Below are 22,030 nucleotides of genomic sequence, written 5' to 3' on the forward strand. Positions count from 1 at the left end.
AGACGTTGACATCGATGGCAGTTTTGAGTAAACTGAATAGGAAAGATATCCTCTGGAACGAGTGTGATGGAGCAATGAGAAAGCAAAAAGTGTCCAGTGCGGTGATCCGGCGGCTGCCTCGGTATTACCGCCATTTGACCGACCTGCATCTGGCGGGGGTGGAGCGCATCTCATCCAGCGCTCTGGGAAGGTCTATGGGTCTGACTGCCTCCCAGATCCGGCAGGATCTGTCCTGTTTTGGGGAGTTTGGTCAGCAGGGATATGGTTATAACATTGAAAAGCTGCGGGGAGAGGTGGCGGATATCCTGGGCATGAACCGGGGCCATACCGCCGTGATCCTGGGCGCCGGCAACCTGGGCCGGGCCCTGATGGAGAACTTCCACTTTGAGCGCTCCGGCGTGATTCTGGCCGCCGCCTTTGATGTGGCTCCCGAGATCGTGGGACAGGTACGCTCCGGCGTGCCCATCTACCATGTGGACCGGCTGGAGGAGTATCTGGCGGAGCATCCTGCCAGCATCGGGGTGCTGACGGTACCCCGCAGCGTGGCCAACGCCACCGCGGGCCGGCTGGTCCGGTCCGGTGTGCGGGGCATCTGGAACTTTACCAACAGCGAGCTGACGGTGGAGGCGCCGGGAGTGGTCATTGAGGACGTCCACTTTGCCGACAGCCTGCTGGCCCTCAGCTATATGATCTCGGAGGAAGCATGAAGAAAGCAGCGTCAATCCTGCTTGCCGGGGCCATCCTGGTGAGCGGTGGGGCGGTGGTGACCGCCAGTGAGTCCCTGGTCAGCAAGAGCTATGTGGACGGTACCTTTACCACCCAGGCTCTGGAGCAGGTGAGCAAGCGGGCGGAGGAGGAGATGAGTGCCTCCTACAACCAGGCTCTGAACGAACTTAACAGCAAGCACAGCAGCTATCTGAGCCAAGTGGGAGGGAGCACCGGCGGCACGTCGGTCTCCTCCGGTCTCAGCGACCGGCGCTTGAAAAAGGGGGACGTGCTCACCCTGTCCTCCGGCTCCGGCGTGATGCTGCTGGCGGGGAGCGCCTCCGCCTCCGGCGGGGTGCTGGTGGATACTACTGCCGGTACCACGGTGGCGGCGGGCGGCGGGCTGACAGCCCGGCACCGCTGCCTGGCTGGTGAGACTGCCGCGGCAGTGACCATCACCTCAGACACGGCGGTGCTCAGCCTGGAGGGGAGCTACACCCTCTCTGCCAGCGGGAACGTGGACTACAACGCCATGGCCGACGGCCTTGCCCAGATGGGCCTGCTGAAGGGTACCGGGGCCGCCTATGGATCGGGCTATGAGCTGGAGCGGCAGGCTCTCCGGGTGGAGGGGCTGGTCATGTTCATCCGCCTGATGGGCGAGGAGAACGCCGCCCTGACCTCCACGGCGGTCAATCCCTTCGCGGACAGCCCCAGCTGGGCCGACCGCTATCTGGCCTACGCCTATGAGAAGGGCTATACCACCGGCATCGGCACCAACGCCGCGGGGCAGCTGATGTTCGGCCCCAACAATACCATCTCGGCAGGGGAGTACATGACCTTTGTGCTGCGGGCGCTGGGCTATTCGGAGAGCGGGACCAATCCCGACTTCAACTGGCAGAACGCCATGGATGCGGCAGTGGCCTACGGCGTCATCCGCCAGAGCGAGGCCGCCCTGCTTTCCGGCAGCAGCTTCTGCCGGGCCCAGGTGGTCTACCTGTCGGTGTGTGCCCTGTCCGCCCCCACCAAGACCGGCGGCATCCTGCTGGACAAGACCGCCTCCAACGGGGGATATGACCAGACCTCCATGCAGGCCATTCTCAATGGAATCTCCGCCCTGCGGCTGAGCTAAATAGAAAACGGGAGCCAGATCACTCTGGCTCCCATTTTTTATGGATTTTTGGGGACGCTCATGGCACGCATGGCGTTGAGAATGGCGATCACCGATACGCCCACGTCGGCAAAGACCGCCTGCCACATGTTGGCATGGCCCAGGGCGCTGAGTACCAGTACCAGCAGCTTGACCGCCAGGGCAAAGACGATGTTCTGCCGGACGATGGTCAGGGTGCGCCGGGCAATGGCAATGGCCTGGGCCAGCTTGGAGGGCTTGTCGTCCATCAGAACGATGTCGGCGGCTTCAATGGCGGCGTCGGAGCCCAGGGCGCCCATGGCCACCCCCACATCGGCCCGGGAGAGGACGGGGGCGTCGTTGATGCCGTCCCCCACAAAGGCCAGGGCCCCCTTGGGAGAGACCTGTTTGAGCAACGCTTCCACCTGTTCCACCTTGTCGGCAGGGAGCAGCTGGGCGTGGACCTCATCCAGCCCCAGCTGGGCGGCCACCGCTTCGCCCACCGGCTTGGCGTCGCCGGTGAGCATCACCGTCTTGCGGACACCCGACGCCTTGAGGGCGGTAATGGCCTGTTTTGCGTCCAGCTTGACCTGGTCAGAGATGACGATGTGGCCCAGATAGACCCCGTCGGCAGCCACATGGACGGTGGTGCCCACATGGTGACAGGGATGCCAGGTGACGCCTATATCCTCCATCAGCTTGTCGTTGCCGGCGCAGACCACTCTGCCGTCGATGACGGCCCGGACGCCCCGGCCGGACAGGGCCTCCGCCTGAGTCACCCGGCTGCTGTCGGGAATCTGGCCCCAGGCCTCCAGCAGGGAGCGGGAGATGGGGTGATCGGAGGCGCACTCTGCCAGGGCGGCCAGCTCCAGAAGCTGGCCCTCGTCGCAGTGGTCGGGGTGGATGGCGGTGACGTTGAAGACTCCCTGGGTCAGGGTGCCCGTCTTGTCAAACACCACGATCTCGGTCTTGGCCAGCACCTCCAGGTAGTTGCCTCCCTTCACCAGAATACCGGCCCGGGAGGCGCCGCCGATGCCGCCGAAGAAGGAGAGGGGTACCGAGATCACCAGAGCGCAGGGACAGGACACCACCAGGAAGTTCAGGGCCCGCTGAATGGAGTCCAGCCAGCCCACCTGGGTGAAGAGGGGAGGGAGAACGGCCAGGGCCACGGCGGCCAGCACCACAATGGGGGTATACCAGCGGGCAAAGCGGGTGATGAAGTGCTCCGCCCTGGCTTTCCGGCTGCCGGCATTCTCCACCAGGTCCAGAATCCTGGAGACGGTGGACTCCTCAAAGGCCCGGGTCACCTGAACCTTCAGCAGGCCGGTGAGATTGACGCAGCCGGAGATCACGTCGTCGCCGGGCTGGACCTGGCGGGGGAGGGACTCACCGGTGAGGGCGGCGGTGTCCAGAGCGGAGGTCCCCTCCAGCACCACGCCGTCCAGGGGAATGCGTTCGCCGGCCTTGATGATAATGGCGTCTCCCACCGCCACCTCCTCCGGGTCCACCTGCTTCAGGCCGTCCTCCGTCTCAATGTTGGCGTAGTCGGGGCGAATATCCATCAGAGAGGCAATGGATTTCCGGGACCGGTCCACTGCGTAGCTCTGAAACAGCTCGCCCACCTGATAGAACAGCATAACAAAGACGGCCTCCGGGTATTCGCCGATGGCAAGGGCGCCCACAGTGGCCAGGGCCATGAGGAAATTTTCATCAAACACCTGGCCGTGGGCGATGTTGCGGACGGCCCGCCACAGCACATCCCAGCCGATGACGGCGTAGGGCACCAAAAAGGCCGCCAGACGCTCCCATCCGGACAGGGGGAGAACCGCGGCTGCCCCGAACAGCACCCCGCTGGTCACAATGCGGATGAGCATCCGCTTCTGCTTCCTGGTCATAGTTCGTGCTCCTTACGGCAGGACGATGGTGCAGTCGGGCTCCACCTTTTTGCAGATCCTGGCGGCCTGCTGGAGGATCTCGTCAAACCGGGCGTCGTCGGCATCCAGGGTCAGCTTCTGGGTCATGAAGCTGACGGTGGCGCTGTTCACCCCGTCCAGCTTGCAGATGGCGTTCTCCATCTTGGCGGCGCAGTTGGCGCAGTCCAGATCACGCAGCTTAAAGGTCTTTTTCATGGTTGTAAACTCCTCTCATTCCGCAATGTGTTCCATGCCCTGGCCCAAAATGGTGCGGACATGGCCGTCCGCCAGGGAGTAGAAGACGGTTTTACCCTCCCGGCGGTATTTGACCAGCTTGCTCTGCTTCAGCGCCCGCAGCTGGTGGGAGATGGCCGACTGGGTCATGCCCAGCAGCTTGGCGATGTCGCACACGCACATCTCTGATTCAAAGAGCACATACAGGATCTTGATGCGGGTGGAATCCCCAAAGATCTTGAAGAGTTCCGCCAGATCATAGAGGATCTCGTCCTCCGGCATGGTGCGCTCCACCTGCTCCACGATCTCCTGGTGGACGTGGCTGAAGTCGCACCGCTCCACGCCATTGCTGTCTGTCATGGTGACCATCCTTTCTAATAATATATGAGCTATTGTTCATATATTATTATATACTTGCCGGGAAGGATGTCAAGGGGGGAATGAAAGTTTTTCTTGCGACGGGCTGTCTGCGGGGGTATGATGGGGGAGATACGAGGCTCTTTGGGGCGGAAAGGATGAATGGATATGAAGCGGACAGATGGACGGGAGACAGGGCTGGAGGCCCTGGACCGGTGTGAATATATGGTGCTGGCGGTGACCGACGGGGAGGGGCTGCCCTATTGTATGCCCCTCAACGGCGTCCGGATGGGGGAGTCGGTCTATTTCCACTCCAGGCTGGGGGGAGAGAAGCTGGACTGCCTGAGGCTCCATCCCCAGGTGTGCCTTACCGCCGTGGGCCATCAGCGGGTGGTGCAGGAGGCCTATGAAACCGAGTTTACCAGCGCCGTGGCCCGGGGCGCCGCCCATGAAGTGACCGACCCGGAGGAGCAGAAGGAGGCGCTGCGGGCCATCTGCAAAAGATATGCCCCCGACTGCCCGGAGCGGGTGGAGGAGGTCATTGAGAAGCACCTGCCCCGCACCGCAGTGTGGCGGATCGACCTGGAGCAGATCAGCGGGCGGGAGCGTCTGTACAAGGAATGAGAGAAGGGGCGCCGCGCATTGCGCGACGCCCCTTTGGGAAATGGGTGCTTATTTATACTTGTAAAAGCCCTCACCGGCGTTGATGCCCAGCTTGCCGGTGTCGATGTACTCCTCTTTCAGCCGCTTTGCCATCTTGCCGTAGGTGGTATTGGGATCGGCGGCAGCGGGATTGTTGGTGAGGATGTTGTAGGCAGTGGTGATGCCCACGATGTCCAGGATGCGGAAGGGACCCATGGGAGCGCCGGTGGCCAGCACCCAGGTCTTGTCGATGGTCTCGAAGTCGGCTATATCCTCCGCCCACAGGCTCTGGGCCGCCATCAGGAAGGGGACCAGCATGGAGTTGAGCAGGTAGCCATTCTTCTCCTTTTTCAGCCGCAGGGGCACCATGCCGATGCGGGCGGCAAATTGCGCCACCTCCTCATAGGCCTCCGGGTCGGTGCCGGCGTGGCCCATCACCTCGGCGGTATTCTGCTTCCAGATGTTGTTGGCAAAGTGGAGGGCCAGATACTTCTCCGGCCGGCCGGTGTACTGGGCCAGGGAGGAGGGAAGCAGGGTGGAGGTATTGGTGGCCACAATGGTCTTTTCCGGCAGCAGGGGGGCCAGCATCTGATAGAATTCGATCTTCTGCTGGGGTACCTCCGCCAGAGCCTCGATGACCAGATCGGCATCCTTCACCGCCCCGGCCAGATCGGTGGTCAGGGTCAGATTTGCCAGGGCGGCATCCGCCTGGGCGATGCGTCCGTCGATCTCCTCCGGGGTGTAGGTGCGGCCGTTTTCCAGCAGACCGGCGCTGTAGGGACCGGGGCTGGACTTGGCGGCGGTGAGCTCCGCCACATAGATGTCGTGGAGCCGCTGCAGCTTGGGCTGGGCCCGGCCGATGGAGGCGTCGCTCCTCAGCCAGATGGTGACGTGAAAGCCCTTGTAGGCGGTCTGGTAGGCGATTTGACTGCCCAGCACGCCGCCGCCGATGAGAACCACATTCTGAATGCTCATAACGCTGCCTCCTGTTAAAAAATTCACGTTTATATTATGAACTAAATAGTTTAACTACGAGCAGTATAATACAATAACACTGTTTTGTCAACGGATTTCCGTAAATTTGACAGAAAACGGGCGCGCTGCAATGGGCAGCGCGCCCGTTTCTCTACAGTTTGTAATAAAATGACAGCGCTTTGCGGCTTACTCCAGCATCCGCTTCAGGTAGTGGCCGGTGTAGGAGGCGGGGCAGGCCGCCACCTCCTCGGGGGTGCCGGTGGCTACGATAGTGCCGCCGCCACTGCCGCCCTCGGGGCCCAGGTCGATGACGTGGTCGGCGGTCTTGATCACATCCAGGTTGTGCTCAATGACCACAACGGTGTTGCCCGCCTCCACCAGCTTCTGGAGCACCTCGATAAGCTTGTGCACGTCGGCGGTGTGGAGGCCGGTGGTGGGCTCGTCCAGGATATAGATGGTCTTGCCGGTGGACCGCTTGGCCAGCTCGGTGGCCAGCTTGACCCGCTGGGCCTCGCCGCCGGACAGCTCTGTGGAGGGCTGGCCCAGCTTTACATAGCTGAGGCCCACCTCGTAGAGGGTCTGGAGCTTGTTGTACAGCCTGGGCAGGTGCTCGAAGAAGGGGAGGGCCTCCTCCACCGTCATGTCCAGCACCTCATAGATGTTCTTACCCTTGTAGCGCACCTCCAGGGTCTCCCGGTTGTACCGCTTGCCCTTGCACACCTCGCAGGGCACATAGATGTCGGGGAGGAAGTGCATCTCGATCTTGATGAGGCCGTCGCCCTGGCAGGCCTCGCACCGGCCGCCCCGGACATTGAAGGAGAACCGGCCGGGGCCGTAGCCGCGGGTCTTGGCGTCGGGGGTGGAGGCAAACAGGTCCCGGATGTCGTTGAAGAGCCCGGTGTAGGTGGCCGGGTTGGACCGGGGGGTGCGGCCGATGGGGGACTGGTCGATAGCGATGATCTTGTCCAGATATTCCTCGCCCTCAATGGCCTTGTGCTTGCCCGCCCGGGTCTTGGCCCGGTTCAGGTCGCATGCCAGCCGCTTATAGAGGATCTCGTTGACCAGAGAGGACTTTCCGGAGCCGGACACGCCGGTGACGCAGGTAAAGGTGCCCAGAGGAATGGATACGTCGATGTTTTGCAGGTTATTTTCCGCCGCGCCCCGAACGGTGAGGAAGTGGCCGTTGCCTTTCCGACGCTCCGAGGGAACGGGGATCTTTTTCCGGCCGGACAGGTAGTCGCCGGTGATGGAGGCGGGATTGTCCATGATCTCCTGGGCAGTGCCGCAGGCTACCACCTGGCCGCCGTGGACCCCGGCGCCGGGGCCGATGTCCACAATGTAGTCGGCCTCCCGCATGGTGTCCTCGTCGTGCTCCACCACCAGCAGGGTGTTGCCCAGGTCCCGCAGGTGCTTCAAAGTGGCCAGCAGCTTGTCGTTGTCCCGCTGGTGCAGACCGATGGAGGGCTCGTCCAGGATATAGAGTACCCCCATCAGGGAGGAGCCGATCTGGGTGGCCAGGCGGATGCGCTGGCTCTCGCCGCCGGACAGGGTGGCGGCGGCCCGGCTCAGGGTGAGGTATTGCAGACCCACGCTCTGGAGGAAGCCCAGCCGGTTTTTGATCTCTTTCAGAATCCGGTCGGCAATGAGCATTTTTTGCTCGGAGAGCTCCAGATGCTCCACAAAGTCAAGGGCTTCGGTCACCGACTTGCGGCAGAAGGTATCGATGTTGATACCGCCCACGGTGACCGCCAGGGCCTCCTTCCGCAGGCGCTTGCCGCCGCAGTCGGGGCAGGGGCGCTCGCTCATGCAGTCCTCCAGGTCCCGGCGCATGGCGTCGGACTGGGTCTCCCGGTAGCGCCGCTCCAGGTTGTTGATGATGCCCTCGAAGGGCTGCATCAGGGTGCCATGGCCGTTTTCCCGCTCATAGGTCAGTTTCAGCTTTTCCCCCTTGGTGCCATAGAGGATGATGTCCATGATCTCAGGAGGCAGGTCCTTTACCGGGGTGTTCAGCTTGAAGCCGTACTTCTTGGACAGGGCCTCAAAATACATCCGGGAGATGGAGTCCCCCTTGATGTTGTTCCAGCCCGAGGCGGTGATGGCCCCCTCCAGGATGGACAGGTCCTTGTTGGGGATAATGAGGTCGGGATCCACCTTCAGCTGGGCCCCCAGGCCGGTACAGGTGGGGCAGGCGCCGAAGGGGTTGTTGAAGGAGAACATCCGGGGCGATAACTCCTCGATGGAGATGCCGCAGTCCTCACAGGCGTAGTTCTGGGAGAAGAGAATGTCCCGGTCCTCGCCCACGATATTGACCACCACCAGGCCGCCGGCCAGGTTGGAGGCCACCTCCACCGAGTCGGTGAGCCGACGGGCAATGTCCTCACGGATCACCAGCCGGTCCACCACGATCTCGATGTTGTGCTTCTTGTTCTTGTCCAGCTCGATCTCTTCCGTCAGGTCGTACAGGGAGCCGTCCACCCGGCAGCGGACATAGCCCGACTTGCGGGCGTCCTCCAGCAGCTTCTGGTGGGTGCCCTTCTTGCCCCGCACCACCGGAGCCATGACCTGAATGCGGGTGGCCTCGGGCAGCTCCAGCACCTGATCGATGATCTGGTCGATGGTCTGCTGCTGGATCTCCTTGCCGCACTTGGGGCAATGGGGGGTGCCCACCCGGGCCCACAGCAGACGGAGGTAGTCGTAGATCTCGGTGACGGTGCCCACGGTGGACCGGGGGTTTTTGGAGGTGGTCTTCTGGTCGATGGAGATGGCAGGGGAGAGGCCGTCGATGTAGTCCACGTCGGGCTTCTCCATCTGGCCCAAAAACATCCGGGCATAGGAGGACAGGGACTCCACATAGCGGCGCTGCCCTTCGGCATAGATGGTGTCAAAGGCCAGAGAGGACTTGCCGCTGCCGGACAGGCCGGTGAGCACCACCAGCTTGTCCCGGGGAATGTCCACGTCGATGTTTTTTAAGTTGTTGGCGCGTGCGCCTTTGACGGAAATATGGTCGAGCATGGTTCAGGTACTCCTTTGGAGGGAAAAGATCAATAGCCGAACAGATCAGCCACCTTGGTCAGCATGTCACGGATGGGCAGGTTATAGGGGCAGCGCTTCTCGCAGGCGCCGCACTGGACGCAGGAGCCGGCGTGGTACTGCATGGCGTCGTACCGGGCCTTGGCCCAGTCGGCCAGGCCGTACTTGCGGGCATAGTTGGCCATCAGGAAACAGTTGGGGATGTTGATGCCGTTGGGGCAGGGGGCACAGTAGTTGCAGCGGCGGCAGAACTCGTTGCCCAGCTCCTTGCGGATGCGGTCGCACTCAGCCAGCTCCTCCTGGGTGAGGGGGGAGAAGTGCTCGGCGGCCTCGGCGTTGCGGTCGGCCTCCTCGGGGGAGCCCATGCCGGGAATGGAGATGTCGATGACACCGGAGGCGGCGATGAACCGCAGGGCCAGGTTCCAGTCGTCCAGGTTGCCGCCGGCCATGGGCTTCATGGCGATGGTGCCGATGCCCATCTCACGGGCCTGCTTCAGCACCTCGTGGCCGTGGATCTCCACGATGTTGTAGGGGAACATGATGGTCTCGATCTTGTCGCCGTGGAGCTCCAGCATCTTCTTCAGCGCGCCGATGTTGTGGGCGGTGACGCCCAGATGGCCGATCTTGCCGGCGGCCTTGGCCTCCTCCAGAGCCTCCCAGGCGCCGCCCTCGCCGAACACCTTGTCGATCTCGGCCTCAGGCAGGTTGTGGATCTGGTAGACCTCAATGTGGTCGGTGCGCAGGTTCTTCAGGCTGATGTCGATGTCCTTGGCCATGGATTCCTTGTCCCGGGCCATGGACTTGCTGGCCAGGATGAACTTGTCCCGGCGGCCCTCCAGGGCGGCCCCCAGATACTCCTCGGACACGGTGTAGCCCCGGGCGGTATCGATGTAATTCATGCCGTACTGCTCCAGCTTGTCCACCACCGCCTTGGTATTGGCGGCGTCGGAACGCTGGATGGGGATGCCGCCGAAGGAAACCTGGGCGACCTTGAGACCAGTTTTACCAAGTGTGACGTAATTCATGACAAAAACCTCACTTTTTATGATGCTTGGTCAGTTAATGATCATCAGTCCGGCGATAAATACGCCGAAGGAAAAGACAGTAAATGCAAGCCAGCTCAGAACCCGGCTGGTAAGTTCCCAGTCGGAGGGATCGGCGTCCTCCGGATGCCTGACCCGGAAAGACAGGTGAAGGCGGAACAGAGTGTCGTCGAACCTGATGAGCAGGGCGGTAATTCCAGCTATTAAAAGTCCAAAGAATCAGTACATCAGGCTGCCACGATGGGCGTCCGCTTTGGGCAGCTGGGAGAAACGGATGAGGGTTTTCAGACTGGGCTGGTGGGGGGCTACCACATTGCCGTCGGCGTCGCGTTCGACACCGTTGACCGAGTAGGTGAAATGGGAGATGCTGGAATCAAACTCGTCGTCCTCTCCTATCAACAAAGACAGATTTTCGGTGTATCCTCCCCGAAAGAGAATGCTGTCCTCCTCGCGGATCTCTACACCGATAAGCTTCGGGTACTCCCATTCTACAACCGGGGCGGCGGTGGGGTCCTCCCGGATGGTATAGGGACCGTAGACCGTGTCCCTCCAGCGGTAGGTGACGGTGTCGCCCTGAACGGTAAAGGAGGCGGGCTGGCCGCCTCCTTTGGCGGAGTACACCGTGGTATCCTCCTCGGAGCTGGGGAAGTAGAGGGCATCCTGATACTTCACGCCATACTGGCGGCCAATGAAAAAGTAAAGGACAGAAAACACCACTAAGATCACAACCAACAGAATGAGCAGAACTTTCTTCAGACGGTCATACATAGCAGCAATCCTCCTTGAAGAAGGTCATCCCTGTCCCCGCAGCTCGATGATGCGGTCCCGGAGGACGGCGGCATACTCGAATTCCAGCCGCTTGCTGGCCTCCCGCATCTCCTTCTCCAGTTTGGCGATGGCAGCCTCCTTCTCCTTCTTGGACAGAGCCTTCTTGGAGTGAGGCAGCTCGCCCTTGTCCTCGGACAGGTCGATGACGTCCCGCACCGACTTGATGACGGTCTTGGGCACGATGCCGTGGGCCTGGTTGAAGGCGTCCTGCTTGGCCCGGCGGCGCTCGGTCTCGTCAATGGCCCGGCGCATGGATGGGGTGATGGAGTCGGCGTACATGACCACCAGGCCGTCGGCGTTGCGGGCGGCCCGGCCGATGGTCTGGATGAGGGAGGTCTCCGAGCGGAGGAAGCCCTCCTTGTCGGCGTCCAGAATGGCCACCAGGGAGACCTCCGGCAGGTCCAGGCCCTCGCGCAGCAGGTTGATGCCCACCAGCACATCGAAGGTACCCAGCCGCAGGTCCCGGATGATCTCCATCCGCTCGATGGTGTCGATATCGTGGTGCATGTAGCGCACCTTGATGCCCGCGTTGGTGAGGTAAGCGGTGAGACCCTCCGCCATCTTCTTGGTGAGGGTGGTGACCAGCACCCGCTCCTTGCGGGCAGTGCGGTCGTTGATCTCCCCGATGAGGTCGTCGATCTGCCCCTCCACCGGGCGCACCTCGATCCTGGGGTCCAGCAGGCCGGTGGGGCGGATCACCTGCTCCACGATCTGGCCGGAGCGCTCCCGCTCATAGTCGCCGGGGGTGGCGGAGACATACACCACCTGGTTGAGCCGCTTCTGGAACTCCTCAAATTTCAGGGGCCGGTTGTCAAAGGCGCAGGGGAGCCGGAAGCCGTAGTCCACCAGGGAGGTCTTCCGGGCCCGGTCGCCGTTGTACATGGCCCGCACCTGGGGAAGGGTCACGTGGCTCTCGTCGATGAAGAGAACAAAATCCTTGGGGAAGTAGTCCAGCAGGGTGTGGGGGGGCGACCCGGCGGGGCGGCCCTCGATGACCCGGCTGTAGTTTTCGATGCCGGTGCAGTAGCCCAGCTCCTGCATCATCTCCACGTCGTACAGGGTGCGCTGCTTGATGCGCTGGGCCTCGATCAGCTTGCCCTCCTGTTCAAAGAAGGCCACCCGCTCCTCCAGTTCCTTATAAATTTCCTGGATAGCGGCGTCCATCTTCTCCTTGGGGGTGACATAGTGGGTGGCGGGCCAGATGGGAATGGTGGTCAGCCGCCGGATGGGGGAGCCGGTGACCACGTTGATCTCGCTGATGCGGTCGATCTCGTCCCCGAAAAACTCCACCCGGATGGCGGAGTCCTTCCAGTAGGCGGGGAAGATCTCCACAGTGTCCCCACGGACCCGGAACATATTGCGCTCAAAGGCGATATCGTTGCGCTCGTAGCGGATGGCCACCAGCTTTTTTAAAAGCTCGTCCCGCTCCATCTGAGCGCCCACCCGGAGGGAGACCATCATCTTGGCAAAGTCCTCCGGCTCGCCCAGGCCGTAGATACAGGACACCGAGGACACCACGATCACGTCCCGCCGCTCCATCAGGGAGGCGGTGGCCGCCAGACGCAGCCGGTCGATCTCCTCGTTCACCGCCGAGTCCTTTTCAATGAAGGTGTCGGTGTGGGGGATATAGGCCTCAGGCTGGTAATAATCATAGTAGGATACGAAGTACTCCACCGCGTTATTGGGGAAGAACTCCTTGAACTCGGCGCACAGCTGGGCCGCCAGGGTCTTGTTGTGGGCCAGCACCAGAGTGGGGCGCTGGACCGCCTCGATGACCTTGGCCATGGTGAAGGTTTTGCCCGAACCGGTGACGCCCAGCAGGGTCTGCTCGTCCAGACCGTTTTCAATGCCTGCCGCCAGAGCGGCGATGGCCTCGGGCTGGTCGCCGGCGGGGGAGTATTCGCTGACTACTTCAAACTTGGGCATACCATCACCTCGTACATCCATTCTATCAAAACAAATGTTCTAATGCAAGCCCTATTTGGAGGCCTCACGGTTTGTAGAAGCCGCTGTCCCGCAGAGATACCATGTCGTCGTCCACAAAAATCACGTGGTCCACCAGCTCCACCCCCAGTTTAGCCAAGATGGGGGCCAGGCTGTTGGTGGTGGCGATGTCGTCCCCGGATGGGAAGGCGATACCGGAGACATGGTTGTGGGCCAGCACCACCCCTGCGGCGTTGAGGGAGAGGGCAGCCTCGGCGATGAGGCGGGTGGTGACGTTGACCGCGTTCACATTGCCCTCGCCCAGCCTGCGGATGCCCAGCACCTTGCCCTTGCCGTCCAGGCACAAAAGGCAGAGCTGCTCATTGCGGGCGCCGAAAAAATAGGGCTGGAGCAGGGCGAAGTAGTCCCGGGCGTTCCGGGCAATGTCGTCCACCTGGGTGCGGGCGGTGAGGTAGCGGCCCGCCAGCTCCTTGACGGTTTTGAAGAGCACGGCTGCGTGCTCCCCCACCCCCTTGACCTTCTGCAGCTCCTCGGGGGTGGCGTCCAGCACGCCGGCCAGGGACCCAAACCGGTCCAGCAGCTCATGGGCCAGGGGATTGGTGTCGCTGCGGGGGTTGGCGTAGAAGAGCAGCAGCTCCAGCAGCTTGTGGTCGGGGAAGGAGTCCGGCCGGGCCAGAAATTCAGTTTTCAGCCGCTGACGGTGGCCGTCGTGGGTGCCCATGGCCGGAATCCGCCCCCTTTCACATCTGGATATTGTTAGGCCTTGGCACCGTACTGGGCCAGGTATGCCTCCATCTTGCCCTTCATCTCGTCGTCGATATATACCTTGCCGTCGATCTCACGGTTGTGGAGGAAGGAAATGATCTCCTTGACGGTGACGATGGGGAAGACGGAGATGCCGTAGTCCTCCCGCAGCTCGTCCAGGGTGGAGCAGTCCTTGGTGCCCCGCTCCATCCGGTCCACGGAGACAATGAGGGCCTTCATGTTCACGTTGGCCACATGCTTGAAGAGCTCGATGGTCTCGCGCACGGCGGTGCCGGCGGTGACCACGTCCTCCACGATGACCACATCGTCCCCGTCCTGGGGCTTGTAGCCCACCATGGAGCCGCCCTCACCGTGGTCCTTGGCCTCCTTGCGGTTGAAGCAGTAGGGCAGGTCACGGTCATAGTTGCGGTACAGGGAGGCGGCGGCGGTGACAGCCAGAGGGATGCCCTTGTAGGCGGGGCCGAACAGGCAGGTCACGCCCTCGGGCAGGTTCTCCTGGATGCAGGCGGCGTAGTAGTCGCCCAGCTTGGCGGCCTGAGCGCCGGTCTTGTAGTTGCCGGTGTTGATGAAATAGGGGGTCTTGCGGCCGGATTTGGTGGTGAAATCACCAAAGGTGAGCACGCCGGAGCGCACCATGAAGGCAATGAATTCTTCTTTGTAGGTCATGTCAGAAAACCTCTCTTCCCGAAATTGTCGAACTATTATATCATTTATTGGGGAACAGAACAAGAGCCTGTGCCGTCCAAAGAAAAGTCTCCTTTCATCATTTTTAAATGGTCTTTTTCCTTGCGCTGTGATACAATACAGAAACTGACGTTGCGAGGTGTTTCAGTTTGGATTTATTAGAGTGGTTTACGTCCAATGATCTGGGCGAAATGTTTTTCACCATGATGGTTTCCATGGCGCCCATCATTGAGCTGCGGGGCGGCGTGCCCTTCGGCACCGCATTGGGACTGGCGCCGGGGCAGGCGCTGATTGCCGCCATTGTGGGCAACATGCTGCCCATCCCCTTTATTATTGTCTATATCCGGCGGATCTTTTACTGGATGCGCCGGAAGTCCCCCCGGCTGAACGGACTGGTGGACAAGCTGGAGAGAAAGGCCCACCTGAAGGGGGAGAAGGTGAGCAAGTACAAGTATATCGGCCTGTGGCTCTTTGTGGCCATCCCCCTGCCCGGCACCGGCGCCTGGACCGGCGCCCTGGCGGCGGCTTTCCTGGATATGCCCCTGCGCAAGGCACTGCCCTCCATCTTCCTGGGCGTGGCCACCGCCGGACTCATTATGACCTTTGCCACCGGTGTGGTGGTATCCACCGTGGGAGGCTGAGTCCCTTTTGCCCCTGAGTGCATAGGATGGGGCGGAGGTGAAGGGACTTGGACGGAATTTTACAGGTGATCCTGGCCCTGCTGGCGGCCATCGGACTGCTGGCCCTGGGCTGGGCACTCTTTGGCCAGATGCTGCTGCCGGGGGACTGGAGCGGCCCGGTGTACGCCGTGGTCCCGGCGGCGGGGGAGGGGGAACATCTGGAACAGGATGTGAAGAGCCTGCTCTGGCTGCGGGGACACAAGCGGAAGCAATTCACCATCATCATTGCCGACGGCGGACTGGACCCCACAGGGAAGGCTGTGGCCGCCGCGCTGCTGTCGGGGGCTACGGGGATGGTGGTCTGTCCCGTGGACCGGCTGAGCCAGTACATCACAGAAAAATAGCGTTCGACAAATCCGCCGCCAGATGGTATCATATTCTCCGAGTAATACAAGGAGGGGCAGCCATGCAGGAGGCGGAACAGGATTATATGCAGGGCACCGTGTCGGCCGTCATCTACCAGAACGAGGAGAACGGCTACACGGTGCTTCGTCTTGACATCGGGGACGGAGCGCTGGTCACTGTGGTGGGCTGCATGCCGGGGGTGGCCCCCGGCGAGGGCATCTCGGTCCAGGGCAGCTGGACCCGCCACGCCTCCTACGGCGAGCAGTTCAAGGCGGAGACGGTGGAGCGGCGGCTGCCCGCCGGGGCCAAGGCCATCTTTGACTATCTGGCCTCGGGGGCGGTGCGGGGCATCGGCGCCGCCACCGCCCGGCGGATGATCGAGGAATTTGGGGAGGACGCCCTCACCGTGCTGGAGGAGCACCCGGAGCAGCTCACCCGCATCCGCGGCATCACCCGCAAAAAGGCCCTGACCATCGGGGAGAATTTCCGGCTGCAGATGGGCATGCGGCGGCTGCTGGCCTTTCTGGGGGAGCATGAGGTGCCCCTCCAGCTGGCCATGCCCCTGTACCGCCGGTACGGGGACCGGGCCCTGGAGGTCATCCGGGGCAACCCCTACCTGATGGTGGACGAGGAGCTGGGCGTGGACTTCTCCACCGCCGACGCCCTGGCCCTGTCCATGGGTATGGAGGGGGACGACCCCCAGCGCATCGAGGCGGCCCTTCTCTTTGAACTGACCTACAATCTGGACAACGGCCACGCCTTTCTGCCCCGGCGCAAGCTGCTGATGGCCACCGGCCAGCTCATCGGCGTGGAGGGGGAGAGCCTGGAGGACGCCTTGGAGACTTTGCTGGAGCGGGGCGAGGTGATCCAGGAGCCGGTGGCAGGAGAGGAGGCCGTCTACCTCCAGGCCCTGTGCGAGGCCGAGCAGTATGTGGCCTGGCGGCTCACCGAGATGTCCCGGGGGGAGCTGGTGGCCCCCCACGGGCTGGACGACCTCATCGACCGCATCCAGGCCGATCAGGGCATCGTGTACGCCCCCCAGCAGCGGGAGGCGGTGGCCCTGGCGGCCACCAGCCAGGTGATGCTCCTCACCGGCGGCCCCGGCACCGGTAAAACCACCTCTTTGCGGGGGGTGCTGGCCCTCTTTGACCAGCTGGGGCTGGAGACCGCCCTGGCCGCTCCCACCGGCCGGGCCGCCAAGCGGCTGGGGGAGCTGTGCGGGGCGGAGGGGTACACCATCCACCGTCTGCTGGAGACCCAGTACGATCCCCGCTCCGGCAAGCTGATCTTTGCCCACGACGAGAGCGACCCCCTGAAGGCGGACGCCGTCATTGTGGATGAGACCTCCATGGTGGACATCGTGCTCATGCAGGGGCTGCTCTCCGCTCTGCGGGACGACTGCCGCCTGATCCTGGTGGGGGACCCGGACCAGCTGCCCAGCGTGGGGCCGGGCAACCTGTTCTCCGATCTCATCCGCAGTGGGGCCATTCCCATGGTGCGGCTTACCGAGATCTTCCGGCAGGCCGCCGAGAGCGCCATCGTCCGCAACGCCCATGGGGTCAACCGGGGAGAGCTGCCCGACCTGAAGGACCGGGAGCACGACTTCTTCTTCCTCCGCCGGAAGGACCCGGCCCGGGCGGCCGAGACCATTGTGGAGCTCATCCAGACCCGGCTGCCCAACAATATGGGCATACCCGCCGACCAGATCCAGGTGCTGTCCCCCACCCGCAAGCGGGTCACCGGCACCGCCTCCCTCAACCGGGCCATCCAGGAGGCGGTGAATCCCCCCGCCCCCGACAAGCCGGAGAAGCGGTTCGGGGAGTATGTATTCCGCCAGGGGGACCGGGTCATGCAGGTGCGCAACAACTACGATGTGCTCTGGCGGGAGGACGGCGACAGCGGCATGGGCATCTTCAACGGGGACATCGGCACCATTACCCGGGTGGACAACCGGGAAGGGACCCTCACCGTGGACTTTGAAGGCCGGGTGGTGGAGTACACCCAGGACATGCTGGTGGAGCTGGAGCCCGCCTATGCTATTACGGTCCACAAGGCCCAGGGCAGCGAGTACCGGGCGGTGATCCTGGCGGTGAGCGAGGGGGCCCCCATGCTGCTCACCCGTGGGGTGCTGTACACCGCCATCACCCGTGCCCGGGAGCTGCTGATTTTGGTGGGCGACGAGGAGGTCGTGGCCACCATGACCGCCAACGACCGCCAGCAGCGGCGGTATTCCGGCCTGCGGTGGCGGCTGGTGCAGATGAAAGAATAAATAAAAAGGTCCTCTTCCCGGTGGGGAAGAGGACCTTTTTATCTTTTTTGATCTTACTTGGTGCCGAAGATGCGGTCGCCGGCGTCGCCCAGGCCGGGCACGATGTAGCCGTGCTCGTTGAGCTTCTCATCCAGAGCGGCGCAGTAGATGTCCACGTCGGGATGATCGTGATGGACACGCTCGATGCCCTCGGGAGCGGCGATGATGTTCATCAGCTTGATGTGCTTGACCTCATAGTTCTTGATGAACTGGATGGCAGCGGAGGCGGAGCCGCCGGTGGCCAGCATGGGATCCAGGATGATGACCTCGCGCTCGGCGATATCGGTGGGCATCTTGCAGTAGTACTCCACGGGCTCCAGGGTGTCGGGATCACGGTACAGACCGATGTGGCCCACCTTGGCGGAGGGGATCAGGGTCAGGATGCCGTCCACCATGCCCAGACCGGCCCGCAGGACGGGGACGATGGCCAGCTTCTTGCCGGCGATGGTCTTGAACTTGGCGGTGGTGATGGGAGTCTTGATCTCAACCTCCTCCATGGGCAGGTCGCGGGTGGCCTCGTAGCACATGAGGGTGGCGATCTCGGAGACGACCTGGCGGAAGTCCTTGACGCCGGTGTTCTCATCCCGGAGGATGGACAGCTTGTGCTGCAGAAGCGGGTGATCGAGAATGTGTACTTTTTCCATATCCATGGCGCTATTCCCCTTTGCTTTCTTCTTTTGCCAGCCGCTCCCGTTCAGCCTGGGAGAGCCGGTGGTAGTCGGGTGTCAGGCCGGCCGCGTCGGTGAGCCTGCCCTGCCGAGCCAGCTCCAGACCGCACCGGGCCACGCCCCACGCGCTCTGGAACCGGAGATGGGGGGGCGCCAGACGGACGTCCAGCCCCAGCTCTTTGAGGGTAGTATAGCATAAAACCGCGCCGTCTCCAACCAGTAATTGCGTTTTTCCGCTGATTTTTAATTCTGTCCCCAGCTCCTCCAGAGAAATAGCCCGGTCGGGGGTGAGCCGCTCCAGCCTTTCGCCGTCGCTGGCAAAGCGGGCGTTGTATACCTGATGCCGCCGGGCGTCCATGACGGCGCAGATCTCCAGCCCGGTATGGGCCAGGTTCCAGGCCATGGACTCCAGGGTGGAGCAGGCGGCGCAGGACTTATTGCCCGGCCAGGCCAGCCCCTTGGCGGCGGCCACGCCGATGCGCAGGCCGGTGAAGGAGCCGGGCCCCGCCGCCACGGCAATCAGGTCCACGTCCTCCAGGGTGAGGCCGCAGCCGGAGAGCAGGGAAGTGGTCATGGGCATCAGGGTGACCGAGTGGGTCAGGCCGTTGTTCTGGTAGGACTGGGCGATGAGCTTTTCATCCTCGCACAGAGCCGCCGAGCAGGCGGTGGCAGAGGATTCCAGCGCCAGGATCTTCATGGTTGGGTCCCTCCCGTGATGGTGATGATGCGCTGGTCGTCGTGCTCCCCCCGGCGGATATCCACCCGGATGGTACCCTCCTCCAGTGCGTCGGCAATGTTTTCGCTCCACTCCACGGCGCACACGCCGCCACGGGAGAGATAGTCCTCCCAGCCGATGTCGAAGAGCTCGTCCGACGAGCCCAGCCGGTACATATCAAAGTGGAACAGGGGCAGCCGCCCCCCCTCGTATTCGTTGACAATGGTAAAGGTAGGGCTGGTCACCCGTTCCTCCACCCCCAGACCACGGGCCAGTCCCCGGGTAAAGGCGGTCTTGCCCGCTCCCAGGTCGCCGGTGAAGGCGATGACGCTCCCCGGTTTCAGCTCTGCGGCCAGTGCGGCACCTGCTGCCTCGGTCTCAGTAGGGGAGTTGGTTATAATTTCCATAAAACACCTCTTCAAAAATGTGAAGATTCTGACAAGATTATATCACACCTGTTTACCAAACGCAAAAAAGATGGTAAACTAATTTGACGTACGCCCCGGAGCGTGGGCCTGACGTAAGAAAAACCGAGGGAGGTGAGCCCTTGTCCTGGCTGAGAGATTCCATCCGCGCCTTCTGGCAGCAGGGTGACCGGCTGCTGCTGGCGCTGTGCCTGCTGGCCAGCGGATATGGCATGGTGCTGATTTTCAGCGCCACTCGCTACCTGGAAACCAACCGTAATATGATCGTCCAGGGATTGGGCATCCTGCTGGGCGTGGCAGTCTATATCATCATGTCCTCGGTGGACATTGAGCTATTAACGGAAAAATCCTGGAAATGGCTGATCCTGTTCAACGTGGTCATCAACGGCCTGGTGCGCACCCCCCTGGGAGTGGAGGTCAACGGCAACCGCAGCTGGCTCCACATCCCCGGCTTTCCCGTCAACCTACAGCCCGCGGAGATCGCCAAGCTGACCTTCGTGCTGCTGCTGGCCTGGCAGATGAGCCGGCTCCAGGAGCGGGGCATCAGCAGGCCATCCTCGGTGTTCCAGTTCGCGGGGCACACCCTGTTCATGTTCGGCGTGGTTGCGGTGACCTCCGGCGATTTCGGCATGGGTCTGACCTATCTCATCATTTTTGTGATTATGTCCTGGTCGGCGGGGGTGAAGAAGCGCTGGTTCCTGCTGGCCGTGGTGGTGTGCGTGGTGGGCGTGGTGCTCATCTGGCCCCACGTGAAGGATTTGTATTTCATGAAGCGCTTTACGGTGGTCATTGACCACATCACCGGCAACCCGGATACCATCAGCGAGCAGACTTTGGGCCAGGGCTGGCAGCAGACCCGCAGCATCCTGGCCATCGGCAGCGGCGGACTCACCGGCATGGGCTACCTCCAGGGCATCCAGACCCAGAGCAGCTACAAGTCCAGTCTGCCCGCCCGGGAGACCGACGAGATCTTTGCCGTCTGCGGCGAGGAGTTCGGCCTCATCGGCTGCCTGGTGCTGCTGGCCCTGCTGGCGGCCATCATCCTGCGGTGCGTTTGGGTGGCCCGCCGGGCCTGTTCCCCCCAGAGCGCCCTCATCGCCATGGGCTATGCCGGTATGCTGCTGGCCCAGGTGGGCGTCAACGTGGGCATGTGCCTCTATGTCTTCCCGGTGGTAGGCCTGACCCTGCCCTTCTTCAGCTATGGCGGTTCCTCCATTGTTACCATGTTTGCCGCCATGGGTGTGGTATCCAGCATCAAAATGCGCTCTCTGCCCAGCTGGCTGCGGGATCGCAGCAGGCTGTAAATGGATAGAGTCTGCCCAACGGGGCAGGCTATGGTGGTAAACAAGAAAGGACGGTTCCAGCACATGAAGGTCACAAGGATCGAATTGCAGCCCGGCGTCTGGCTGACGGCGGTACAGACCAAGAAATTCAAATCCAGCGTATTGGGGGCCCAGTTCCTCACCCCCCTGACGGCGGAGGACGCCTCCCGCAACGCCCTGGTCCCCATGGTGCTCCGCCGGGGCACGGCCAAGCATCCCGATATGGAGTCCCTGTCCGCCGCCCTGGACGAGCTGTACGGCGGCTCCCTGGAGCCCATGGTGCGCAAAAAGGGGGAGACCCAGTGCGTGGGCTTTGTGGGCAGCTTTCTGGACGACGCCTACACCCTGAACGCCGAGCAGGTGCTGGAGCCTGCCGCCGCCCTGCTGGCGGAGCTCATCGGCGCCCCTTATACTGTGGACGGCGCCTTCTGCCCCGACTACACCAGGCAGGAGAAGGCCAACCTCATCGACCGCATCAAGGCCCAGGTCAACGACAAACGACAGTACGCCCAGATCCGGGTGGTGGCCGAGATGTGTGCCGGGGAGCCCTTCGGCGTGGACAAGCTGGGCAGTGAGGCCGCCGTGGAGGCCATCGACCCCAAAGCCCTGTGGGAGGGCTACCAGGCCCTGCTGAAGGGGGGCCGGGTGGAGCTCTACTACTGCGGCTCGGCAGAGGCCGAGCGGGTGCAGGCGGCCTTCCAGCCTCTGGTGGACCTGCTGCCGGAGGGAGAGCGGGCGGAGCTGGCCCGTCCCGCCAAGCAGAAGGCCCCCAAGCAGCCAAACCGGGTGGAGGAGGCTCTGGACGTGACCCAGGGCAAGCTGGCCATGGGCCTGCGCACCAACTGCGACGCCTGGGACGAACAGTATCCCGCCCTCATGCTGGTCAACGCCATCTACGGCGGCACCACCACCTCCAAGCTGTTTATGAACGTACGGGAGAAGCTGAGCCTGTGCTACTACGCCAGCTCGGGGCTGATGAAGTATAAAGATGTGATGCTGGTCTCCTCCGGCGTGGAGTTTGACAAGGTGGGGCAGGCGGAGGCCGAGATCCTCTCCCAGCTCTACAAGTGCCAGACCGGCGACTTTTCCGACGACGAGCTGGAGTGGGCCCGCCGGTCGGTGGTGAGCACGCTGCGCACCACCCTGGACACCCAGGCTCGGCTGGAGGACTACTGGCTGGGCCATAGTGCCGCCGGGCTCACTGAGGGCCCCGATCAGGTGGCCCAGAAGGTGGAGGCCGTCACCCGCGCCCAGGTGGTGGAGGCCGCCCAGGACCTGACCCTGGATACCGTGTATTTCCTGAAAGGCAGGGAGTGATTCT

The 22,030-nt window shown here is 62.6% G+C and carries 21 protein-coding genes; 8 read left to right on the forward strand and 13 right to left on the reverse strand.

All coding sequences use genetic code 11. The features are described from left to right. Window positions 1-74 precede the first annotated feature (74 nt). Entirely contained in the window at window positions 75-707 is a 633-nt protein-coding gene (locus B5G34_RS02350; RefSeq protein ID WP_087333883.1) for a redox-sensing transcriptional repressor Rex, read from the forward strand. Continuing rightward, window positions 704-1,834, forward strand: coding sequence for an S-layer homology domain-containing protein (locus B5G34_RS02355; RefSeq protein WP_087333885.1), 1,131 nt, complete (start codon window positions 704-706; stop codon window positions 1,832-1,834). The genes B5G34_RS02350 and B5G34_RS02355 overlap by 4 nt, the downstream gene beginning before the upstream one ends. Before the next feature lie 38 nt (window positions 1,835-1,872). On the opposite strand, the gene B5G34_RS02360 is transcribed toward B5G34_RS02355, so the two are convergent. Genes B5G34_RS02360 through B5G34_RS02370 form a run of 3 tightly spaced genes read right to left on the reverse strand, consistent with a single transcriptional unit; the run spans window position 1,873 to window position 4,338 of the window. Continuing rightward, entirely contained in the window at window positions 1,873-3,726 is a 1,854-nt protein-coding gene (locus tag B5G34_RS02360; protein ID WP_087333887.1) for a heavy metal translocating P-type ATPase, read from the reverse strand. 12 nt (window positions 3,727-3,738) lie between these two features. Next, a complete protein-coding gene (locus tag B5G34_RS02365; RefSeq protein WP_087333889.1) occupies window positions 3,739-3,960 on the reverse strand; it encodes a cation transporter in 222 nt (73 codons plus the stop codon). Between the two features lie 15 nt (window positions 3,961-3,975). Continuing rightward, window positions 3,976-4,338, reverse strand: coding sequence for a metalloregulator ArsR/SmtB family transcription factor (locus tag B5G34_RS02370; RefSeq protein ID WP_087333891.1), 363 nt, complete (start codon window positions 4,336-4,338; stop codon window positions 3,976-3,978). Between the two features lie 165 nt (window positions 4,339-4,503). Between B5G34_RS02370 and B5G34_RS02375 the strand changes: the two genes are divergently transcribed. Next, window positions 4,504-4,959 (forward strand): pyridoxamine 5'-phosphate oxidase family protein, encoded by a 456-nt coding sequence (locus tag B5G34_RS02375; RefSeq protein ID WP_087333892.1) that lies wholly within the window; start codon window positions 4,504-4,506, stop codon window positions 4,957-4,959. A 48-nt stretch (window positions 4,960-5,007) separates the two neighbouring features. On the opposite strand, the gene B5G34_RS02380 is transcribed toward B5G34_RS02375, so the two are convergent. The 7 genes from B5G34_RS02380 to pyrE all read right to left on the reverse strand — a co-directional run bounded on the left by B5G34_RS02380 (window position 5,008) and on the right by pyrE (window position 14,228). Then, window positions 5,008-5,952 carry a 3-hydroxyacyl-CoA dehydrogenase gene (locus B5G34_RS02380; RefSeq protein ID WP_087333894.1) on the reverse strand — a complete coding sequence of 315 codons (945 nt, stop codon included), beginning with the start codon at window positions 5,950-5,952 and terminating at the stop codon, window positions 5,008-5,010. Between the two features lie 186 nt (window positions 5,953-6,138). Beyond that, window positions 6,139-8,964 (reverse strand): excinuclease ABC subunit UvrA, encoded by a 2,826-nt coding sequence (gene uvrA, locus B5G34_RS02385; protein WP_087333896.1) that lies wholly within the window; start codon window positions 8,962-8,964, stop codon window positions 6,139-6,141. 29 nt (window positions 8,965-8,993) lie between these two features. Further along, window positions 8,994-10,007: an aldo/keto reductase gene (locus B5G34_RS02390; protein ID WP_087333898.1), complete on the reverse strand. Its 1,014-nt coding sequence runs from the start codon at window positions 10,005-10,007 to the stop codon at window positions 8,994-8,996. 237 nt (window positions 10,008-10,244) lie between these two features. Then, window positions 10,245-10,793, reverse strand: coding sequence for a hypothetical protein (locus B5G34_RS02395; protein ID WP_087333900.1), 549 nt, complete (start codon window positions 10,791-10,793; stop codon window positions 10,245-10,247). Between the two features lie 24 nt (window positions 10,794-10,817). Next, the gene (gene uvrB / locus B5G34_RS02400) at window positions 10,818-12,779 is read right to left on the reverse strand and encodes an excinuclease ABC subunit UvrB (protein ID WP_087333902.1); all 1,962 of its coding nucleotides are present in this window, start codon (window positions 12,777-12,779) and stop codon (window positions 10,818-10,820) included. Between the two features lie 64 nt (window positions 12,780-12,843). Then, window positions 12,844-13,518: a DNA repair protein RadC gene (radC, locus tag B5G34_RS02405; RefSeq protein ID WP_087333904.1), complete on the reverse strand. Its 675-nt coding sequence runs from the start codon at window positions 13,516-13,518 to the stop codon at window positions 12,844-12,846. Window positions 13,519-13,553: 35 nt separating this feature from the next. After that, complete coding sequence (gene pyrE / locus B5G34_RS02410; RefSeq protein ID WP_087333905.1) at window positions 13,554-14,228, reverse strand: orotate phosphoribosyltransferase; 675 nt, start codon at window positions 14,226-14,228, stop codon at window positions 13,554-13,556. Between the two features lie 167 nt (window positions 14,229-14,395). Between pyrE and B5G34_RS02415 the strand changes: the two genes are divergently transcribed. From B5G34_RS02415 to B5G34_RS02425, 3 genes are all read left to right on the forward strand, one after another. Further along, window positions 14,396-14,887, forward strand: coding sequence for a small multi-drug export protein (locus tag B5G34_RS02415; RefSeq protein ID WP_242956769.1), 492 nt, complete (start codon window positions 14,396-14,398; stop codon window positions 14,885-14,887). Window positions 14,888-14,934: 47 nt separating this feature from the next. Then, window positions 14,935-15,270 (forward strand): hypothetical protein, encoded by a 336-nt coding sequence (locus B5G34_RS02420; RefSeq protein ID WP_087333907.1) that lies wholly within the window; start codon window positions 14,935-14,937, stop codon window positions 15,268-15,270. A gap of 62 nt (window positions 15,271-15,332) precedes the next feature. Then, window positions 15,333-17,540: an ATP-dependent RecD-like DNA helicase gene (locus tag B5G34_RS02425; RefSeq protein WP_087333909.1), complete on the forward strand. Its 2,208-nt coding sequence runs from the start codon at window positions 15,333-15,335 to the stop codon at window positions 17,538-17,540. A 53-nt stretch (window positions 17,541-17,593) separates the two neighbouring features. Here the strand turns inward: B5G34_RS02425 and upp are convergent, their stop codons facing one another. Genes upp through tsaE form a run of 3 tightly spaced genes read right to left on the reverse strand, consistent with a single transcriptional unit; the run spans window position 17,594 to window position 19,369 of the window. Further along, window positions 17,594-18,223 carry a uracil phosphoribosyltransferase gene (gene upp / locus B5G34_RS02430; protein WP_087334356.1) on the reverse strand — a complete coding sequence of 210 codons (630 nt, stop codon included), beginning with the start codon at window positions 18,221-18,223 and terminating at the stop codon, window positions 17,594-17,596. 10 nt (window positions 18,224-18,233) lie between these two features. After that, window positions 18,234-18,944 carry a tRNA (adenosine(37)-N6)-threonylcarbamoyltransferase complex dimerization subunit type 1 TsaB gene (gene tsaB, locus B5G34_RS02435; protein ID WP_087333911.1) on the reverse strand — a complete coding sequence of 237 codons (711 nt, stop codon included), beginning with the start codon at window positions 18,942-18,944 and terminating at the stop codon, window positions 18,234-18,236. Continuing rightward, a complete protein-coding gene (tsaE, locus tag B5G34_RS02440; RefSeq protein WP_087333912.1) occupies window positions 18,941-19,369 on the reverse strand; it encodes a tRNA (adenosine(37)-N6)-threonylcarbamoyltransferase complex ATPase subunit type 1 TsaE in 429 nt (142 codons plus the stop codon). The genes tsaB and tsaE overlap by 4 nt, the downstream gene beginning before the upstream one ends. A gap of 140 nt (window positions 19,370-19,509) precedes the next feature. On the opposite strand from tsaE, the gene B5G34_RS02445 reads away from it, so the two are divergent. Next, entirely contained in the window at window positions 19,510-20,691 is a 1,182-nt protein-coding gene (locus tag B5G34_RS02445) for an FtsW/RodA/SpoVE family cell cycle protein (protein ID WP_087333914.1), read from the forward strand. Continuing rightward, on the forward strand, window positions 20,692-22,026 hold the full coding sequence (locus B5G34_RS02450; protein ID WP_242956770.1) for an insulinase family protein: 1,335 nt from the start codon (window positions 20,692-20,694) through the stop codon (window positions 22,024-22,026). Window positions 22,027-22,030: the final 4 nt, after the last annotated feature.

It is taken from the genome of Flavonifractor sp. An82 (assembly GCF_002159265.1).
Classification (GTDB): Bacteria; Bacillota; Clostridia; order Oscillospirales; family Oscillospiraceae; genus Flavonifractor.

Coding starts and splice junctions, on each gene's coding strand:
- B5G34_RS02350 (WP_087333883.1), top strand. CDS start 75: ATGAGAAAGCAAAAAGTGTCCAGTGCGGTGATCCGGCGGCTGCCTCGG.
- tsaE (WP_087333912.1), bottom strand. CDS start 19,369: ATGGAAATTATAACCAACTCCCCTACTGAGACCGAGGCAGCAGGTGCC.
- B5G34_RS02390 (WP_087333898.1), bottom strand. CDS start 10,007: ATGAATTACGTCACACTTGGTAAAACTGGTCTCAAGGTCGCCCAGGTT.
- uvrB (WP_087333902.1), bottom strand. CDS start 12,779: ATGCCCAAGTTTGAAGTAGTCAGCGAATACTCCCCCGCCGGCGACCAG.
- B5G34_RS02425 (WP_087333909.1), top strand. CDS start 15,333: ATGCAGGAGGCGGAACAGGATTATATGCAGGGCACCGTGTCGGCCGTC.
- pyrE (WP_087333905.1), bottom strand. CDS start 14,228: ATGACCTACAAAGAAGAATTCATTGCCTTCATGGTGCGCTCCGGCGTG.
- tsaB (WP_087333911.1), bottom strand. CDS start 18,944: ATGAAGATCCTGGCGCTGGAATCCTCTGCCACCGCCTGCTCGGCGGCT.
- B5G34_RS02360 (WP_087333887.1), bottom strand. CDS start 3,726: ATGACCAGGAAGCAGAAGCGGATGCTCATCCGCATTGTGACCAGCGGG.
- upp (WP_087334356.1), bottom strand. CDS start 18,223: ATGGAAAAAGTACACATTCTCGATCACCCGCTTCTGCAGCACAAGCTG.
- B5G34_RS02355 (WP_087333885.1), top strand. CDS start 704: ATGAAGAAAGCAGCGTCAATCCTGCTTGCCGGGGCCATCCTGGTGAGC.
- B5G34_RS02450 (WP_242956770.1), top strand. CDS start 20,692: ATGGATAGAGTCTGCCCAACGGGGCAGGCTATGGTGGTAAACAAGAAA.
- B5G34_RS02365 (WP_087333889.1), bottom strand. CDS start 3,960: ATGAAAAAGACCTTTAAGCTGCGTGATCTGGACTGCGCCAACTGCGCC.
- radC (WP_087333904.1), bottom strand. CDS start 13,518: ATGGGCACCCACGACGGCCACCGTCAGCGGCTGAAAACTGAATTTCTG.
- uvrA (WP_087333896.1), bottom strand. CDS start 8,964: ATGCTCGACCATATTTCCGTCAAAGGCGCACGCGCCAACAACTTAAAA.
- B5G34_RS02395 (WP_087333900.1), bottom strand. CDS start 10,793: ATGTATGACCGTCTGAAGAAAGTTCTGCTCATTCTGTTGGTTGTGATC.
- B5G34_RS02370 (WP_087333891.1), bottom strand. CDS start 4,338: ATGACAGACAGCAATGGCGTGGAGCGGTGCGACTTCAGCCACGTCCAC.
- B5G34_RS02380 (WP_087333894.1), bottom strand. CDS start 5,952: ATGAGCATTCAGAATGTGGTTCTCATCGGCGGCGGCGTGCTGGGCAGT.
- B5G34_RS02375 (WP_087333892.1), top strand. CDS start 4,504: ATGAAGCGGACAGATGGACGGGAGACAGGGCTGGAGGCCCTGGACCGG.